This is a genomic window from Oscillospiraceae bacterium, assembly GCA_015068525.1.
Taxonomy (GTDB): Bacteria; Bacillota; Clostridia; order UMGS1840; family HGM11507; genus SIG450.
Map to the genome: position 1 here is coordinate 1 of SVKJ01000009.1, position 17,646 is coordinate 17,646.

Here is a 17,646-nt window from a genome sequence, read left to right on the forward strand (position 1 = left end):
TGATTACTACAACAACGAAAGAATTTCTATGAAACTAAAAGGAATGAGTCCGGTACAATACCGAACTCATTCACAAGTAAGTTAATATTTAATTTTGTCTAAACTTTGGGGTTCACTTCAGTTTTACATCCCGTTTGTTTATCTTTTAAATGCAAAATTCGAAGTGCAAAATGCAAAATTACCTTATTGTCATTCTGAACGAAGTGAAGAATCTCTTAATCCAATTAGGAATTAGGAAGGAAGAAAAAAACACCCTTGGTTTTCAACAATCTTATTTACAATGCCCTCCGCATTCGTGGTCAGAGCAGTCGTGCTCACCGCAGTTGTGCCCGTCTTCATGATGATGGTTACAGGTAGCATCAGGATTGTAATTTAAACGAAGATGTAAATAATCATCAACTGCCATATCGGCATTGCCTGTAACACCCGGAAGAAGTTTGATTCCCGCTTCAGATAAGGCAACTCTTGCTCCCATGCCTATCCCGCCGCATATAAGAATGTCAACGTTGTTTATTTTTAAAAACTGAGCAAGTGCACCATGACCGCTTCCCAGAGTTTCTATTACTTTAGAACTTATAACGGTATTTCCTTCTATCTGATACAATTTAAATTCCTTTGTGTGTCCGAAATGTCCGTAAACATCTCCATTTTCATAAGTTGTTGCAATTATCATTTTAATGACCTCTTTTCTTTTTTCTACTGTATAATTTTAACTCTAAAAACTTAATATGTCAATCATAATTATGACTTATTTTTGAATTTTGAAGGAGTGCTACCTGTGACATTTCTGAAAACCTTTCTGAAATGATTTTCAGAATTAAATCCAATTAGTCTGCTTATCTCGGAAATAGAATAGTTACCATTTTCCAGATATTTTATTGCATTATTAATTTTGATAGAATTTAAAAAATTAACGGGTGTTTGCCCTAATTCTTTTTGAAACAAGTGGTAAAGGGTAGATTCACTAACGAAACACTTTCTTGATAAATCACCAATGGAAAAATTGTTATTCCAATTATCAGTTATATATTCAATGGCTATTTGCAAGGTTTTATCATATGAAATATTTGACTGCACCATTTGAGGGAGTGCTTTTTTAAGCAGCTTATAAAACATTGAATACGCTTCCAGTTCCTCAATATAGTCAAGTGATAACAGATTGGCTATTTCTATCAGGCTGTTCTTGATTTCTTTATCGCAATTTATAATTTGTGGTTCATATCGGAACTGTTCATAGTGCATAAAACAACTTACATAAATTACTTCGATTTCAGGGCTTCCGTGCCACTCAGAATAACAATATATATTTTCCGGAATAAATACAACATCTCCCTCAGTTACACTAAGTTTTTTATTCAAATATATATAGGTTCCACTACCTTTTATTATAACGCCAACCCGTGTTTTCCTTTGATTGCTGTTTCCACGGCAAAAATGATAATTCTTAAATACATGCTTTGACGTGGAAAGGTCCGAAACATATATTTTCCCGACTTGCATCTCTTTACACACCTCCAGAATAACATAATTGCAGAATAGTTACTTTTTTTACAGTATATCATATTGATCTTGCTTTTGCAAGATGATATGATAAAAAGGTAAGGAGGATTAAATATGGATTTTACAGGGAAAACAGCAATTTCAACAGGAGCAGCATCGGGAATGGGGCTTTTGTTTGCACAAAATTTTGCACAATATGGCGGGAACATAGTTATGTGTGATGTTAATGAGGAAGTTCTTAATAAATGCGTTGATGAAATCAACCAAAAAGGCAAGGGAAAAGCTATCGGTGTAGTATGCGATGTTCGTGATTATAAAGAGGTGTGCCACGCAAGAGATAAGGCGGTTGAATGTTTTGGAAGTATTGATATTATGGTGAATTTTGCGGGTGGTACGGCTGTCAGAATGCAAAAGGTTGACAGGGAGAAATATCCCGAGTTTCCTGATGTTCCGATTGAAGTCTATGATTGGGGTATAGATGTAAATTTAAAAGGACCTTTTTATTTTGCACACGCTGTACTCAAACAAATGAGAGAACAAAAAAGTGGTCTTATTATAAATATCGGTTCAATCACAGGGCAGGAAGGCGACAAATACGGTATGGATTATCCTACATCAAAAGCAGGACTTATGTTTGGATTGACAAAGTCTATTGCACAATACGGCTCGAAATATGGTATCAGATGCGTATGCGTTTCACCCGGACCTGTTCTTACACGTGCAGCAATGGCGAATATGCAAACCCTTCTTGGCAGAGCTGCAGAGCCGCAGGAAATAATAGATTTAATTTTGTTTATAGCATCTGAAAAAGGTCAATTTATAAATGGCGAAAATATTATGATTGATGGTGGCAGAAATGCTGCCGGCAGGAGGTGCTGATATATGAAACCTACTTTTTTAAATCAGAATCGTCCATTGATTACAGGTATGATATTGAAGGATAATCCCGACAACATAAGATTTGCAGTAAAGAATTCAATCTATGATGGAGCAGATTGTCTTGGCATACAACTTGAATGTCTGAAAAAAGAATATAAAAATGAAGAAAATTACGAAAAGATATTTGCTGCGTGCTCCGGGCATCCAATATATATAACCAATTACAGAGGATATGAAAACAGTGGGTTTTCAGACGAAGAACTTGCAGACAGGCTTCTTAAGGCACTGTCTTGCGGTGCAACACTTGGTGATGTTCCGGCAAGTTGGTTTGATAAAGATAGCGGAATGGGTATAGGCCTTGAACTTTCTATGAAACAATCTGCAATTGATAAACAGATGCGTTTGATTGATAAAATGCATCAGATGGGAAAGGAAGTTTTAATGTCTTCCCATGTGCTAAAGTTCACTTTGGCAGAAACGGTTTTGGAAATTGCCTATGAACAACAACGAAGAGGTGCCGATATTGTTAAAATTGTAACAGCGGCAAATTCTGACGAAGAGCAAATTGAGAATTTAAGAATAACTACATTGCTGAAAAAAGAGTTAAAAGTTCCGTTTTTATTCTTATCAGGAGGTACACATTCTAAAATCCATAGAATGATTGGTCCTCAACTTGGTTGTGTATCTTATCTTGCGGTAAGAGAGCATGATGAACGTGCTGTTTCCACTCAGCCTACAATAAAAGCAGCAAAAGCTGTACGGGATAATCTTGATTATTTGCCGGATGTTATAGAGAAAGGGCAATAGCAATATGAAAAAGATAAAAGTTGCGCAAATAGGCACGAGTGAAAACGGCCACGGAAATTTCATTTGGAAAAGTATGATAAAACAAAAAGACATTTTTGATGTTGTCGGATATGCGTTGCCGGAAAACGAAAGAGAAAAATTTCCAGATCGTTCGAAGGCTTTTGATGGTTATAAAGAAATGACTGTTGAGGAAATATTAAACAATCCGGAAATTGAAGCGGTTGTAGTTGAAACTGAGGAAATATATCTCACAAAATATGCCTTTATGGTTGCAACTGCCGGTAAGCATCTGCATATGGAAAAACCCGGAGGTGTTGACCTTTGCAACTTTAAAAAAATTGTTGAAACACTAAAATCTAAAAAATTAACTTTTTCAACAGGATATATGTATCGCTTTAACCCGAAAATTCAGGAGGCTCTTAAAAAAGTAAAAAATGGTCAGCTTGGTAAAATATATTCGGTTGAAGCGCATATGGACTGCAAGCATCCTGCCAAGGTCAGACAATGGTTTCAAAATTTCCCGGGCGGAATAATGTTCTTCTTAGGATGTCATTTAATTGATTTGATTTATCAAATTCAAGGAGAGCCTGAAGAAATTATTCCTTTTAATTGCTCAACCGGATATGACGAGGTTACAGCCAACGATTACGGAATGGTCGTATTTAAATACAAAAATGGTGTATCCTTTGCCAAAACCTGTGCAATTGAAAACGGTGGATTTTTGAGAAGGCAGCTTGTTATTTGCGGTGAAAAGGGTACGATAGAAATAAAACCACTCGAAGCTTCGGCGGATGGAGGACTATATACTGTCATGAACGAAGCATATAGCACCGATTGGCACAAAGAATGGGACACAAGCAAATCAGAGGTATATGACCGTTATGATGGTATGATGCGCAATTTTGCTGAAATTGTGAGAGGAAAAGAGAATCCATATTCTTATGAATATGAGTTTGGTCTTTATAAGTTAACGCTTAGAGCTTGCGGAAAGGAAGTGTAAGTATATAACCAAAAAGGAACTTCCACATAGGCGTACTGTTTAATTGAAAAAAATATAATAAGTGAAAGGATACAAATTATGAAAGCAATACTTGTAAATAATGATAAGAGTTTAAGATGGGATGATGTTCCAAATCCTGTGCTTAAAGAAGATGAAGTTTTGATAAAAGTTGAATATGCAGCTCTGAATCGTGCAGACCTTATGCAAAGAGAGGGCGACTATCCTCCGCCGGAAGGCTGCCCTGAATGGATGGGGCTTGAGGTTTCAGGGGAAATTGTTGAAATGACAGAAGGTGCAAAGGCAAAATCAAATTACAAAGTCGGCGATAAAGTTTGTGCATTACTTGGCGGCGGCGGTTATGCAGAATTTGTTTCAGTAAAATTTGATATGTGTATGCCAGTGCCAAAAAATTGCACTATGGCAGAAGCAGCAGCAATTCCTGAAGCATTTGCAACTGCATATTTGAAGTTGTTTGTTGAAGGTCATGCCAAAGCGGGAGATACGCTGCTTATGCAGGCAGGGGCAAGCGGACTTGCAAGCGTTGTTATTCCTATGGCAAAAGCGTTTGGTTTACGTGTTATTACAACAGTCATAAGTGATCCTGAAAATATTAAGCATCTTGGTGCCGATCTCGTGGTTGACACAAGAGAGAAGAACTTGCCTGAAATACTGAAAAAAGAAGAAGACGAAGGCAGAGCTGTTGATATTGCTATTGACTGTCTTGGTGGTCAAAATCTTGGAGATTGCCTGCCTTATGTAAAATATGGATGTCGATGGATAGTAATTGCGGCCCTTGCCGGAGTAAATACAACCATTGACCTTAAAAATATTTACAAAAAGAATATCAGAATTGTTGGCAGTACACTTCGCTCGCGTACTCCCCAAATGAAAGCAAAAATTCTTTTAAGCCTTGTTAATGAAGTCTGGGAAAAAGTGGCAAATGGTGAAATAAAACCTACTGTATATAAAGTTCTTCCGATAACTGAAGCTGAAGAGGCACACGATATTCTTTACCGTGGTGAAAATATAGGTAAGGTAGTGCTGAAGGTACAGTGAAGATTATAGCATTAAAGTACGGAGAATCAGTATTTGGTGAAAACTATATATTAAAAGGTGGCAGAAAAGATGTTCTTTTGCCGATTACATTTACAATCTATTTGATACAAACCGAAAATAAGAATATACTTGTGGATGTAGGTTGCGATGATGGAGCAGGATTTGAAATGTCATTGTTTAAAAATCCGGTTGATATTTTAAGAGAATACGGACTTTCTCCAAATGATATAACTGATGTTGTAATTACTCATTCACACCACGACCACATAGAAGCCGTCAGGTATTACAAAAATGCCGTTATACACATTCAAAAAGATGAATATGTTAAGGGGAAAAAGTATATTCCGACAGATTTCAATGTTCATTTGATTGATGATGAATTCCTGTTAGATGAGAATATAATAATAAAAAAAATCGGAGGACATTCCATTGGTTCCTGTATTGTTTTAGCAGATAACTATGTATTGTGCGGGGATGAATGTTATTATGAAAAATGCTTAACGGACAAAATCTGCACAGGCTCATCCTATAACGAAGAAGAAAGCGAAAAATTTATCGCAGAATTTTGCAAAAATAAGTATATTCCTTTATTGTTTCATGATGGCAAAATTATGCAAGGGAAATCAGGTTGCTTAGTTATTAAAAACTAAATATTACAATCATAAAGGGCGCTAACTCAATTTTGTGAAAGAATCACTCGTTGAAGTACGCCCTTTTATCGTTTCTAAATACTAATCAAATCTTCATAAAACTTTTTAATGTTTTCATATATGTATGTTGGTTTTACATCACTATTTTTAACATCTTCAATAGTTCCTTCTCCGCTTAGCCGTCGGATAGCTCTCCGACGGCTAACACAAAAACAGTCGAAATACCCGCATTAAAACCACTTGCAATATCGGTATAGAGCCTGTCACTAAAAAAATTATTGGCTTTTCTTTTTTGATATATCAATATCAATTTCAGGTGTTCCTATGTATATATCTTTATACCCTTCAACAGTGTCATATTTGACAATGGTATAGTCATCATATTTGTATATTTTACTTCCACCGTCTTTATACATTATGTTTGGAATAATGCCTTTTTCAACATCCCTGTCGCACTTGCTTATTATATCCTCCATAGTGATTAAGTTATCTCTCAGTGCTGTTGAAAGAGGTGTCAAGCCTGTGCCTATATTAATATATACCCTGTCTAAACCATAACTATATACTATATATTCATAACTTAGTATACTTGAGGCATAGTCTTTTTCGGGAAGTTTTATTTTTCCAAAGAGTGCAGTAAGCGACGGAGTTTTAGAAGGTTCTACTACTATTTCTCCAAATTCTACTACAAGTTTAAAACTGTAGGTTACCATATTTCTTATAGGATAAATTGGTTTTTGGGGATAACTTACCCGTATCTGAAGATAGTAAGTGCCTGCTGCCTTAGGTGAAATTGTAAAAGAATTCTTTTTAAAATCAACACTTTGATTAAAAGGCTCCCTTATCAAGCGAATTTCTTCTATTTTTCCTGAAAGATTTTTAATATGGAATAAAACTTCCTCATTCTTATTTATAACAATAGTACTTTCCTTTGAATATATAAGTTCCTCTGCGACTGGGTAACTTGATTGTGCACCATTCCAGTTTGTAGGCAGAGTCAACCCCTTGTAACTTGCATCATCATCTTTATAAATAACAAGGTCAGGTGGTTCTTTTACATGACTGTATCCTGGGTTTAAAAAAATGTATAATAGCCCTGCCAGGAGTGTAACAATTAAAATGACAAAAAATATACTTAAAAATTTTTTGTTTTTTAACATACTTATTTTCCTTTCTATTCTATCGAAAATTCTGCGTAATAAGTTTTTGTATTAAATTTTCCCATTTCAATAAAATCCATTATCTCTTTTCCTACTCTGTATCGTCCTTTTTTTAGGGGATTATATACTAAAGAAAAATCAATATTAAATTTTGTTCGCTCGTTTTTTAATATATTATAAGCAACCTGATTCCAGGCAAGAGGAGAATCGTATTTTGTTTTAACTTCTGTCCATTTGTCATTTTCAAAAATTTCAAGCGTATACTGAGGACCCGTGTTTAGTTCTCCTTTGAAATTTCCTCCAAACTGTTCGAGGTGTAAAACAATACCGTTTGGTGTAACATCTTCTGCCCACATATTGATACCCCACTCGTCATAAATTTCAATATGTCGGACTGCTATATCAACCTGATGGTCTTTAAGTTGTGAAGAAAAGAAATATTTTGTTATAGTTTCAAAAGTGATATCTTTGGTGTTTGCAAAAACAAGATATTCCGAGTCTTTTACAGCATTCGGATGTCTTCCTTTAATTATGTACGCGTATTTGTATTTAAGTAAATCCACGCCGTAATCTTCAACTTTTTTATAAATTTCCCAACCATTTTCGGTGGGAATTTCTTTTGTAATACTTGTTACATTTTGATAACCAAAATGCTCTTTTCCAATTTCAAAATTGGTTTCTTTGTCTTTTTTAGGTATTTCGTATTCGTCTGCTCCTTTAGTTAAATTCCCGTCTAAAGTTCCGCATCTTCCCGTAACTTTACTTAAAAGTCCGCTGTTATAATAAAGAGTTCTATCTATATTTATTATTTTGACAGGGGATATTTCATATCCTTCTTTTTTTTCGCTCACAAAAATACTTGTCGGACCGTCGGAACCTCCTATAATTCCTATTGTACCATTATTGCAACCGCAAAGTAAACATAACGATAAAACAAACAGTAAACAGATTATTTTCTTCATAAAAAAACCTCCTTTTACCTTTTTAGATATAAAGTGCAGGAAAAAAGTTCCATCATTTTTTAAAAAATAAGTAAATACGAATTATAATAATTCTTAATAAATAAAAAGGAAAAGATATTATATCGAAACAAAAAGAAATAATATCATAAATTATACCCTTGCGATAACATTCCACAATCCTTTTGTATTTTCCGCAACCTTCGCATAACTCTAATTCGTCAGATAAAATATAGTTTTCCTTTTTACATTTACCACCGCTTAATTTATTATAACACTCAAAACAAAATTCTGCCATAATTATTTTCTCCTTATTAAAAAATAAAATTGCACCTATATAAGTGCAATTTTAACACATATTAAGTATATAATCAAGAAAAAAATACTTATATAGGTGCAAATATGAATATAAATTTTGAAATACAAGTTGGCAAAAATATAAGAACGCTAAGAAGGAGAAACAAATATACTCAAGAACAATTATCTGCAAAAATGCAGGTAAGTGGTTGCGATGTAACAAGAAGTGCACTCGCCAAAATAGAGGCAGGGCAAAGGCACTTATATATTGATGAATTAAAAGCAATAAAAGAGATTTTAAAAGTGTCTTATGAGGAATTATTATGTATAAAGTAAATGGTATTATGGACATTAAAAAGTATGGGAAAATAAAGATTAAGTTATCTGAAATGATGGATAAAAGAGGCATAACAAGAAATAAACTAAGCACACTTACAGGCGTTAAATATGATGTTGTACATAGGTATTATAAAGCAGAAAATGTAGAGCGTGTTGATTTAGATTTTTTATCCAAAGTATGCTATGTTTTAAACTGTGAAGTGAAAGACATACTGGAATATGTTGAAGAGTGATAAAGATATGAATATAGGCGAAGCAACTAAATTACGAATACTTGAACTTTGCAATGAAAATATGATAACAGTTAATAAACTTGCGACTATAAGTGGAATAACACAATCTACATTAAGTAATATAGTAGGTGGAAGAAACAACAGTACAACAATTTCCACGATAAAGAAAATATGTGACGGATTAAATGTTTCAATCAGATATTTTTTTGAATCTCCATTATTTGATAATTTGGAACAGGAAATAAAATAGATTAAAATATAATATTATTCGCTTGGTGATTGAAATGATTTCGTACAAACCGTTTTATAATACGCTTTTTAAAAAAGGGATAACAGAATATAATTTAATATTCAAGCAAGGTTTTTCGGCAAATACTCTTCATCGTATAAAAAAGGGAGAGGCTATCAGTACCAAAACGCTTGATGCTCTTTGTTATGCCCTTGATTGTGAAGTTTCTGATATAATAAAATTTGAAAAAGAATAACACCTGTTTCGCTGTGAAACAGGTGTTATTCTTTTTAAATATTAAATATTAACTTTTCATTATCCGCATCAATTATAACTGAATTTCCGTATTTTAATTCTTCGCATATATACATATCTGCAAGGTGAGATTCGATTTCTTTCTGAATAAGTCTTTTTAACGGTCTTGCACCGAATTTATCGTCATACCCTTTATTTGAAAGATATTCTTTTGCGTTATCTGTAAGAGAAATTTTTATTTCCTTATCGCTTAAATCTTTTTGTAAATCGCTAATTAATATATCTACAATACCTTTTATATTCTCTTTTGATAAGTGATTAAATATAACGATTTCATCAACCCTGTTTAAAAATTCAGGGCGGAAAAATTCTTTTAAAGCAGAAGAAACTTTTTCTTTACTTGATGCTTTTTCATTTTCGATAAATCCAAAGGATGCGCTTCTATAGTCAGACCCTGCATTTGATGTCATAATTATAATTGTATTTTCAAAATGAACGCATTTTCCGTGACTGTCAGTTAACTTTCCGTCATCTAAAACCTGAAGAAGAAGGTTGAATACATCAGCGTGTGCCTTTTCGATTTCGTCAAGCAGAATTATGGAATAAGGATTTCTACGTACCTTTTCGGTAAGAAGCCCTGCATCATCATAGCCAACATATCCCGGAGGAGAGCCTATAAGTTTTGATACCGTGTGCTTTTCCATATATTCAGACATATCAAATCTTATAATGTTGTCCTCAGTGCCTAAAATTTCTTTAGAAAGAGTTTTAACAAGTTCAGTTTTACCAACACCTGTCGGCCCTACAAATATAAAGGAAGAAGGTTTTTTCTTCTTTATAAGACCTGCTCTGTTTCTTCTTATAACTGAAGATACACTGTCAATAGCCTCATTCTGACCAACAATTCTTAAAGCGAGTTTGTCTTTCAAGTTTTTTAATTTCTCAATATCTTTTTCTTTAAGTTCGGTAATAGGCACTCCCGAGAGTTTTTCAACAACTGCTACAATATCTTCTACTGTAACAGGAAGGGTAACACCGCCCTCTTCAAGTTCTTTTATTTTATCATTTAATTTTAATTCTTCAATTTTTAAATTTGAAATTTTTTCGTAATCAGGTTCTTGATTTTCTGTTCCTTTTTCCGCCTCTTCTCTTTCTTCTATTTTGGATAAAAGTTTTTTGTTAAGACGGTTAAGTTCTGCAAGTTTTTTATTTTCCAGATTTTTCTTCGAACCACATTCATCAATTAAATCTATTGCCTTATCAGGAAGAAATCTTTCAGGAATGTATCTTTTAGATAAGGATACAGCAGTTTTTAAAACTTCGTCAGATAAGGTTATCTTGTGATAAGTTTCATAAAAAGGTCTTAACCCTTTTAAGATTTCAAATGAGTCTTCCTCGCTCGGCTCGTCAATATTAACAGGTGCAAATCTTCGCTCAAGTGCAGAATCTTTTTCAATGTGTTTTCTGTACTCATTAAATGTTGTTGCACCGATAACTCTTATTTCGCCTCTTGAAAGAGCAGGCTTTAAAATATTAGCCGCATTCATTGCTCCTTCGGCATCGCCTGCGGAAACAATGTTGTGAAGTTCATCAATAACTAAAATAACGTTTTTTCTTTGCTTAACCTCATCTATTAATTTTTTAAGTCTTCCCTCAAACTGACCGCGGAATTGAGTTCCTGCAAGAAGTGCCGTAAAGTCAATAAGATAAACTTCAAAGTCGAGAAGTTTGTCAGGCACAGCCCCGTTTACAATACTTATTGCAACGCCTTCTGCAACTGCAGTTTTACCAACGCCCGGTTCGCCTAAAAGAACAGGATTGTTCTTAGTTTTTCTGTTTAAAATATGAAGAACTCTTTCAATTTCCTTTTCTCTTCCCACTACAACTTCAAGTTCACCATTTCTTGCGCGCCTTGTAAGATTAGTTCCGTAATTTTCAAGCATACTTTTTTTATTAATTTCTTCTTTTGAAGCCTTTTTATCATTTTTATTATCAAAATTAGGAGGAAGAGTCATACTGTCCGACACTCCCATATCCGTAAGAAAATCACCCATTTCAGAGTTCAAATCCTCTAAATCGGCATCGGATATCCCAAGTTGATTCATCATTTGTTCAAGCGGTTTTATACCCATAGTTTTAGCACAGGCAAGGCAGTATCCTTCGCTGACTTGCTGACCGTTTTCAAATTTATTTATAAATACAACCGCCATATTTTTCTTGCATTTACAACATAACATATATAAAAAACTCCCTTATATCTTAAAAGTCCTTTATCATTGTATAATAAAATTGATTTTTTTTCAACATTTTTTATAATAATTTACATACTATTCATATTTTTATTAAACAATAAATATGAAAACAAAAAATCTACAAGGTAAGAACCTTGTAGATTTCGTGACCTATTCTTTTGGGGATAAGAATAAATCTGATTTACACATTTTGTGTAAATCTATTAAAGGAGTAAGTCAAATAAATTCAATGTGGCATTATAATTGAATTTATAAAGTTTGTTATTTTTTTAACAAACTCTACAATATATTATAAGTTATTTTTTTAACAATGTCAAGAAAAAAATTATAAAAAGGTGCAAAATGATAAAATTAGATAATATAAACAAAATATATAATATTGGAAAAACTGCGGTAAAAGCTTTGCAGGATATAAATTTAGAAATAAAAAAAGGGGAATTTGTAGGAATAGTCGGGCAGTCGGGAAGCGGGAAAACAACTCTTTCAAATATAATCGCAGGTTTGCTTTCGCCAAGTTCAGGAATAGTAACGATTGAGGGGAATAATATATGGAATTTTAATGATCGTAAAATGAGCCTTTTTCGCAATAAAACTCTGGGATTTGTTTTTCAATCATTTAATCTTATTCCTGAAATGACGGCTTTAGAGAATGTTATGCTGCCTCTTGCTTATTCAAAGATTAAATATAAAAAAAGGGTGGAACTTGCAAAGGAAGAACTTATAAAAGTCGGACTTGAAAAAAGAATGTATCACAAACCGATAGAATTATCGGGAGGGCAAATGCAACGAGTATCAATAGCAAGAGCAATGATAAACAAACCTAAAATTATAATTGCAGATGAACCGACAGGCAATCTTGACTCAGTATCTTCCGAAACAGTAATGAATCTTATTAAGGAAATAAATGAGAAAGGGGTTACTGTTTTGATGGTTACACATAATTTGGAGTATGAAAAATATTTTACAAAAATTATAAAATTAAAAGACGGCAAACTGATTTAAGAGTTATAAAAAAGCACCTTAGAAAATATAATAAAAAAAGGAGGTGCTTTAAATGAATGGCAACGGAAAAATAATAGCAAGAGTGACACTTGCAAGTGAGAGTGTTCCTGTTAAAGATGCGATTGTAACTGCAAGTACAAATGTTGACGATAAACAAATTCTTTTAGGAACCCGAAGAACGGATGAAAACGGTAAAACTACACCAATAGACGTAGAAACTCCTGATATAGAATATTCGTTAGAACCTGAAAACAGTGTTAAGCCTTACACATCAGTTGATGTAAGAGTTGACCATCCGTCAGCTTACAGCGTGTTAATAAGAAATGTTCAGGTTTTTTCGGATAACACAAGTTTAGTAAATGTTTCCCTGATTCCTTTAAGAGAAGGAATTGACGAAGGAACGCAGGAAATAATAGAAATAACCAGTCAGAATTTATAAAAAAAGGTGGTTTGTATGGCAGAAGTGTTTCCTACAATACCTGAAACTATAACTGTTCATTTAGGACCGAAAGACAGTAACGCGCAAAATGTAACAGTGAGTTTTTCAGATTACATAAAGAATGTTGCCTCAAGTGAAATTTATCCGACCTGGAATGAAGAAGCCATAAGAGCGAATATATACGCACAGATTTCTTATGCGCTTAACCGTGTATATACTGAGTTTTACAGAAGTCAGGGTTATGATTTTGATATAACATCATCAACGGCAACCGACCAGAAATTTATTTACGGAAGAAATATTTTCGAGAATATAGACAGAATAGTTGACGAAATATTTGATTCTTATATAAGAAGAATCGGATTTGTAGAGCCTCTTGCTGCAAAATACTGCAACGGGACTACAGTAACGTGCGAGGGGCTTTCACAGTGGGGAAGTGAAAATCTTGCAAGGCAGGGTTTTTCAGCATTTGAAATTTTAACATATTATTACGGAGATAATATAGAACTTGTAACCGATGTTCCCATACGGGATTTGGAAGAGTCCTATCCGGGATTTGCTCTAAGGCGGGGTAATGGAGGGAGAGATGTTGCGACCATTCAGGTAGCACTTAATCAGATATCTCAAAATTATCCGTCTATTCCCAAAATTTATCCTGTTGACGGAATATTCGGAGAACAGACTGAAAATGCTGTAAGAAGATTTCAGAGAATATTTAATCTTACCGAAGACGGAATTGTGGGTAAAGCAACATGGTATAAAATTATAAGTCTTTATGTAGGGATTTTAAGACTTTCGGAACTGAATTCTGAGGGGCAGACTTATTATGGTTCAAACTTAAAATTTACCGATACGCTGTCTTTGGGTTCGCAAGGTGAAAAGGTATTTATACTTCAGTATTTTTTAAACGTGTTATCTGAATTTATAAGTTTTATTCCGCCTGTTGCAATTGACGGTGTGTTTGGCGAGTCAACAAGAGATGCAGTTATAGCATTCCAGAAATATGCAGGTTTAAATCCTGACGGTATAGCAGGGGAAAGAACATGGAACTTACTTTATAATGGGGTAAGGGGAATAATAAGAGCATTAAATATAGATTTTGATGTAAAAATAACAAGCCCTGCAAAATATCCCGGTACACCGCTTAGTCAGGGGTCGAGCGGAGCAGATGTAACTACTTTGCAAAATTATCTTAATTTTATTTCTCTTTCGTACAGGGGAATTTCTTTTGTCAGTCCGACAGGGTTTTATGGAGAACAGACACGAAGGTCAGTTGCAGAGTTTCAAAGAAGATTCGGTCTTTCGGAGACAGGTGTTACTGACGAGGCAACCTGGAATTTAATCGGAAAAACTTATGTTGATTTAATAAATGAGGTAAATGTTAATTTGACACAGTTTCCGGGAAGAAATATTGGTAAAGGAGATTCGGATTTTACTCATCCGTATGTATAGAAAATGATTAATGTTATAAGTGCAAACGGAACTCCTGTAAGAAACTTACAGGAAATGTTAAGGGCAATTTATTTTGCCAATGAAGTTTTACCTGAAGTTATAGTTGATGGAATTTTTGATGATACCACAACGGAAGCGGTTACAAATTTTCAAAAGAAGTTTAATTTAAGTCCAACAGGAGAGGTTGACATTTTAACCTTTGAAAAAATAGTAGAAGAATATAATAAAATAATAGATAGAGATAATGTATAACTTAAAATTATATAAATATTGCCATTTTGGGGACAGTCCCCAAAATGGCAATATTTGATTAATGAAAATTTTATGCGTTTTGTTCGTTGTATGCTTTTCTTACTGCTTTTGCCAGTTGGTCTGCACAGGAAGTGCTTTTAAAACCACAGGTGTTTCCAAGAAGTTTTTCCTCAATTTTTTCAACGGTTTGACCGTCTAAAATTTTAGAAATTGCTTTTAAATTTCCGTCACACCCACCCAAAAACTTTATATTGGTAATAATATTATCATTTATATCAAATGAAATAATTTTAGAACAAGTGCCTTTAGTTTCAAATTTATAATTCATAATTTAATCTCCCAATAATTTAATTACACTATTTGCAAGAATTTTAACACCGACAAGAAGAGAATCTTCATTAATAGTGTATTTTGCACTGTGAAGAGGATACGGGCAGTCCTCAGATTTTGTACCTACTTTTATATGACAGGATTTTACCTCTTTTGCAAAATATGCAAAATCTTCAGCCGTCATAGCATATCCCAACTCATAAAGATTTTCTTCTCCCAGAGTATCACATATAACATCTCTTACTGCATTTGTAACTTCATAGTCATTTACAAGAGGTATGTAATTAAGGTTAACATTAATTATACCGTCAATGTTATTATCATCTAAAATCTTTTTAACAGTGTTTCTTATCGACTCGGATACTACTATTTCTGATTGTTCGTCAATCATTCTTAAAGTTCCTTTTAAATGCGCAGAATCTTTAAAAACATTATGTGTACTTGCACAGTCAAAAGAACACATTGAAAGGACATTTTTAACGCCTTTGTCATTAAAATCTTTGCTAAGTTTTTTTAATGCTATTATTATCTCGCTGCCTGCGTATATAACATCTTTGATTTTTTCAGGGTATGCACCGTGACCGCCTTTTCCTATAACTTCAATTTCAATTAAAGTGTCAGATGCAAATGTTGTGCCATGCGATGCGTCTGCTTTGCCTGTTTCAATATCAGGCCACAGGTGGCAGGAAAGCATACAGTCAACTTTCGGATTTTCCAAAACTTTGTTTTCAATCATCATTTTGGCTCCGCCTTCACCTTCTTCGGCAGGCTGAAATATAAGTTTTAAATTACCTTTTAAAAGATGAGAGTTTTCTTTGAAAAATTTAGCAAGAGTAAGTGCTATCGCAATATGCCCGTCATGACCGCAGGCGTGCATAACGCCATCGTGTAAAGATGAAAAGGGAAGTTCGGTTTCCTCTTTTACGGGAAGCGCATCAATATCGGCTCTTATACCAATAGTTTTTTTGCCGTTTCCAAAAATGGTTGCACAAATACCCGTATCTGATATTTCCTTAATATCTTCTATGCCAATAGATTTTAAGTAATCAATAATTTTTGCTTTAGTTTTAAATTCAAAGTAGCCAAGTTCAGGAATTTTATGAAATTCCCGCCTTAAGTTAATAACTTCTTCATTGTATTTATCAAACATATAAAATCACCACAATCATTTTAACATATCGATTGACGAAAGTCAATTTTAGTGATAGAATAAATATAATCGTGGTACGACGTCCCCGATGGCACGTATAAAACGAAAAAATATATGGATGTGGTTAAATGGCTAAAAAACCTGTTATTGCTTTAATGTACGATTTTGATAAAACTTTAATAACCACCGATATGCAGAATTTTGGGTTTATTCCAAGTCTTGGGCTTACTAAAGACGAATTCTGGAAAGAGGTCAATGAGTTTACAAAAGAAAATCAGATGGATGCTCTTTTAAGTTATATGTATATGATGCTTAAATTTGCAAAAATTCACGACAAGAAAATTACCAGAGATGAATTTGTTAAGTTAGGGAAAAATATTGAATTCTTTCCGGGTGTTAAAGTCTGGTTTAAAAGAGTAAATGAATATGCAAAAGAAAAGGGCGCACAGGTGGAACACTATGTTATATCTTCGGGGCTTCAGGAAATCATAGAAGGCTCGGATATTTTCCCTGAATTTAAAAGAACCTATGCGTGTGAATATATATATGATGTCAACGGAGTGGCTGTATGGCCTAAAACAGTTGTTAATTTTACTACTAAAACTCAGTATTTATACAGAATAAATAAGGGAGAATTATCAATTTGTGACGATAATATTTTAAATTCCTATGTTCCGCATGAAGAAAGAAGAATTCCGTTTTCCAATATGATTTATATCGGCGATGGACTTACTGATGTTCCTTGTATGAAGTTATGTAAAGTTAACGGAGGTCATTCTATTGCAGTTTATGGGGAAAATCACGATACAGCTGAAAAACTGATAAGAGAATCAAGAGTCGATTTTATAACAAAAGCCGACTACACTAAAAATTCCGAACTCGATAAAATAGTAAGAACGATAATTGATAAAATAATTGTGGAAAATAAACTTGACGAAATTCATAAAGAACATAAAAAGAATTCTATATCATAGGGAACGACCTGTGTGTCGTTCCCTACGGATTCCATTACAAATAATTCTTCTCTATGTTGTGTACATACCGTTACAAAATATGCTCCATTCGTGGAATAATCATACCCTCTTAATCTCGTTGGTTTTCGGTTTGGTAAATTTATATCATTCATTTTACTTTAATTCCTGTTCAAGATGTTTAAATTCGTATGTGTTAAAAAAATCTGCTAAAGTTATTCCTAATCCGTCACATAACATCTTCAATGTAACAATACCCGGATTTTTACTTTTTCCATATAGTATATTCTTAATTGTCGAAGGTGCAATCCCTGATTCGCTTGAAAGTTTATTTATTGTTATTCGTTTTTCCTCACATAAATATAAAATTCTGTTTTTTATTAATTGATGTGTATCCATTTTAACAGCCTCCTTATAATTTATAGGCTAATTAT

Annotated in this window: 23 protein-coding genes and 1 pseudogene; 14 read left to right on the forward strand and 10 right to left on the reverse strand. The window is 33.7% G+C overall.

Annotated features, from left to right (window positions below; translation table 11 throughout):
- Positions 1-271: 271 nt before the first annotated feature.
- Both E7419_04370 and E7419_04375 read right to left on the reverse strand, forming a co-directional pair.
- Positions 272-673, reverse strand: a complete 402-nt coding sequence (locus tag E7419_04370) for a dinitrogenase iron-molybdenum cofactor biosynthesis protein (GenBank protein ID MBE7014426.1) — start codon at positions 671-673, stop codon at positions 272-274.
- 68 nt (positions 674-741) lie between these two features.
- Positions 742-1,500, reverse strand: coding sequence for a helix-turn-helix transcriptional regulator (locus E7419_04375; protein ID MBE7014427.1), 759 nt, complete (start codon positions 1,498-1,500; stop codon positions 742-744).
- 114 nt (positions 1,501-1,614) lie between these two features.
- On the opposite strand from E7419_04375, the gene E7419_04380 reads away from it, so the two are divergent.
- The 5 genes from E7419_04380 (at position 1,615) to E7419_04400 (ending at position 5,892) form a co-directional block, all read left to right on the forward strand.
- Complete coding sequence (locus E7419_04380; GenBank protein MBE7014428.1) at positions 1,615-2,379, forward strand: SDR family oxidoreductase; 765 nt, start codon at positions 1,615-1,617, stop codon at positions 2,377-2,379.
- A 3-nt stretch (positions 2,380-2,382) separates the two neighbouring features.
- Entirely contained in the window at positions 2,383-3,186 is an 804-nt protein-coding gene (locus E7419_04385) for a type I 3-dehydroquinate dehydratase (protein ID MBE7014429.1), read from the forward strand.
- Between the two features lie 4 nt (positions 3,187-3,190).
- Positions 3,191-4,186 (forward strand): Gfo/Idh/MocA family oxidoreductase, encoded by a 996-nt coding sequence (locus E7419_04390; GenBank protein MBE7014430.1) that lies wholly within the window; start codon positions 3,191-3,193, stop codon positions 4,184-4,186.
- A 78-nt stretch (positions 4,187-4,264) separates the two neighbouring features.
- Complete coding sequence (locus E7419_04395; GenBank protein MBE7014431.1) at positions 4,265-5,242, forward strand: NAD(P)H-quinone oxidoreductase; 978 nt, start codon at positions 4,265-4,267, stop codon at positions 5,240-5,242.
- On the forward strand, positions 5,239-5,892 hold the full coding sequence (locus E7419_04400) for an MBL fold metallo-hydrolase (protein MBE7014432.1): 654 nt from the start codon (positions 5,239-5,241) through the stop codon (positions 5,890-5,892). The genes E7419_04395 and E7419_04400 overlap by 4 nt, the downstream gene beginning before the upstream one ends.
- A 275-nt stretch (positions 5,893-6,167) precedes the next feature.
- Here the strand turns inward: E7419_04400 and E7419_04405 are convergent, their stop codons facing one another.
- Genes E7419_04405 through E7419_04415 form a run of 3 tightly spaced genes read right to left on the reverse strand, consistent with a single transcriptional unit; the run spans position 6,168 to position 8,309 of the window.
- Positions 6,168-7,052, reverse strand: coding sequence for a hypothetical protein (locus E7419_04405; GenBank protein ID MBE7014433.1), 885 nt, complete (start codon positions 7,050-7,052; stop codon positions 6,168-6,170).
- A 14-nt stretch (positions 7,053-7,066) separates the two neighbouring features.
- Entirely contained in the window at positions 7,067-8,014 is a 948-nt protein-coding gene (locus E7419_04410; protein MBE7014434.1) for a sodium ion-translocating decarboxylase subunit beta, read from the reverse strand.
- Between the two features lie 52 nt (positions 8,015-8,066).
- A complete protein-coding gene (locus E7419_04415) occupies positions 8,067-8,309 on the reverse strand; it encodes a hypothetical protein (protein ID MBE7014435.1) in 243 nt (80 codons plus the stop codon).
- 104 nt (positions 8,310-8,413) lie between these two features.
- On the opposite strand from E7419_04415, the gene E7419_04420 reads away from it, so the two are divergent.
- From E7419_04420 to E7419_04435, 4 genes are read left to right on the forward strand one after another with little or no spacing between them, the layout of a single operon-like run.
- Positions 8,414-8,644, forward strand: coding sequence for a helix-turn-helix transcriptional regulator (locus tag E7419_04420; GenBank protein MBE7014436.1), 231 nt, complete (start codon positions 8,414-8,416; stop codon positions 8,642-8,644).
- Between the two features lie 8 nt (positions 8,645-8,652).
- Positions 8,653-8,880 (forward strand): helix-turn-helix transcriptional regulator, encoded by a 228-nt coding sequence (locus tag E7419_04425; protein ID MBE7014437.1) that lies wholly within the window; start codon positions 8,653-8,655, stop codon positions 8,878-8,880.
- A gap of 7 nt (positions 8,881-8,887) precedes the next feature.
- Positions 8,888-9,130 (forward strand): helix-turn-helix transcriptional regulator, encoded by a 243-nt coding sequence (locus E7419_04430; protein MBE7014438.1) that lies wholly within the window; start codon positions 8,888-8,890, stop codon positions 9,128-9,130.
- 34 nt (positions 9,131-9,164) lie between these two features.
- On the forward strand, positions 9,165-9,365 hold the full coding sequence (locus tag E7419_04435; GenBank protein ID MBE7014439.1) for an XRE family transcriptional regulator: 201 nt from the start codon (positions 9,165-9,167) through the stop codon (positions 9,363-9,365).
- Between the two features lie 34 nt (positions 9,366-9,399).
- On the opposite strand, the gene E7419_04440 is transcribed toward E7419_04435, so the two are convergent.
- Positions 9,400-11,601 carry an ATP-dependent Clp protease ATP-binding subunit gene (locus E7419_04440; protein MBE7014440.1) on the reverse strand — a complete coding sequence of 734 codons (2,202 nt, stop codon included), beginning with the start codon at positions 11,599-11,601 and terminating at the stop codon, positions 9,400-9,402.
- A 357-nt stretch (positions 11,602-11,958) separates the two neighbouring features.
- On the opposite strand from E7419_04440, the gene E7419_04445 reads away from it, so the two are divergent.
- The 4 genes from E7419_04445 to E7419_04460 are packed head-to-tail and all read left to right on the forward strand — an operon-like array spanning position 11,959 to position 14,761.
- On the forward strand, positions 11,959-12,618 hold the full coding sequence (locus tag E7419_04445) for an ABC transporter ATP-binding protein (protein MBE7014441.1): 660 nt from the start codon (positions 11,959-11,961) through the stop codon (positions 12,616-12,618).
- 52 nt (positions 12,619-12,670) lie between these two features.
- A complete protein-coding gene (locus tag E7419_04450) occupies positions 12,671-13,057 on the forward strand; it encodes a hypothetical protein (GenBank protein ID MBE7014442.1) in 387 nt (128 codons plus the stop codon).
- Positions 13,058-13,072: 15 nt separating this feature from the next.
- Positions 13,073-14,509 carry a spore cortex-lytic protein gene (locus tag E7419_04455; protein MBE7014443.1) on the forward strand — a complete coding sequence of 479 codons (1,437 nt, stop codon included), beginning with the start codon at positions 13,073-13,075 and terminating at the stop codon, positions 14,507-14,509.
- Between the two features lie 3 nt (positions 14,510-14,512).
- The gene (locus E7419_04460; GenBank protein ID MBE7014444.1) at positions 14,513-14,761 is read left to right on the forward strand and encodes a peptidoglycan-binding protein; all 249 of its coding nucleotides are present in this window, start codon (positions 14,513-14,515) and stop codon (positions 14,759-14,761) included.
- A gap of 70 nt (positions 14,762-14,831) precedes the next feature.
- On the opposite strand, the gene E7419_04465 is transcribed toward E7419_04460, so the two are convergent.
- Together E7419_04465 and E7419_04470 are read right to left on the reverse strand one after the other, a co-directional pair.
- Positions 14,832-15,089: a TIGR03905 family TSCPD domain-containing protein gene (locus E7419_04465; GenBank protein ID MBE7014445.1), complete on the reverse strand. Its 258-nt coding sequence runs from the start codon at positions 15,087-15,089 to the stop codon at positions 14,832-14,834.
- A gap of 3 nt (positions 15,090-15,092) precedes the next feature.
- Positions 15,093-16,241, reverse strand: a complete 1,149-nt coding sequence (locus E7419_04470; protein MBE7014446.1) for an amidohydrolase — start codon at positions 16,239-16,241, stop codon at positions 15,093-15,095.
- Positions 16,242-16,369: 128 nt separating this feature from the next.
- Between E7419_04470 and E7419_04475 the strand changes: the two genes are divergently transcribed.
- Positions 16,370-17,215: a haloacid dehalogenase-like hydrolase gene (locus E7419_04475; protein MBE7014447.1), complete on the forward strand. Its 846-nt coding sequence runs from the start codon at positions 16,370-16,372 to the stop codon at positions 17,213-17,215.
- A 47-nt stretch (positions 17,216-17,262) separates the two neighbouring features.
- Here E7419_04475 and E7419_04480 read toward each other — a convergent pair.
- Positions 17,263-17,367 (reverse strand): annotated as a pseudogene (locus E7419_04480) (transposase).
- A gap of 1 nt (position 17,368) precedes the next feature.
- Positions 17,369-17,611, reverse strand: a complete 243-nt coding sequence (locus E7419_04485) for a helix-turn-helix transcriptional regulator (protein ID MBE7014448.1) — start codon at positions 17,609-17,611, stop codon at positions 17,369-17,371.
- Positions 17,612-17,646 lie beyond the last annotated feature (35 nt).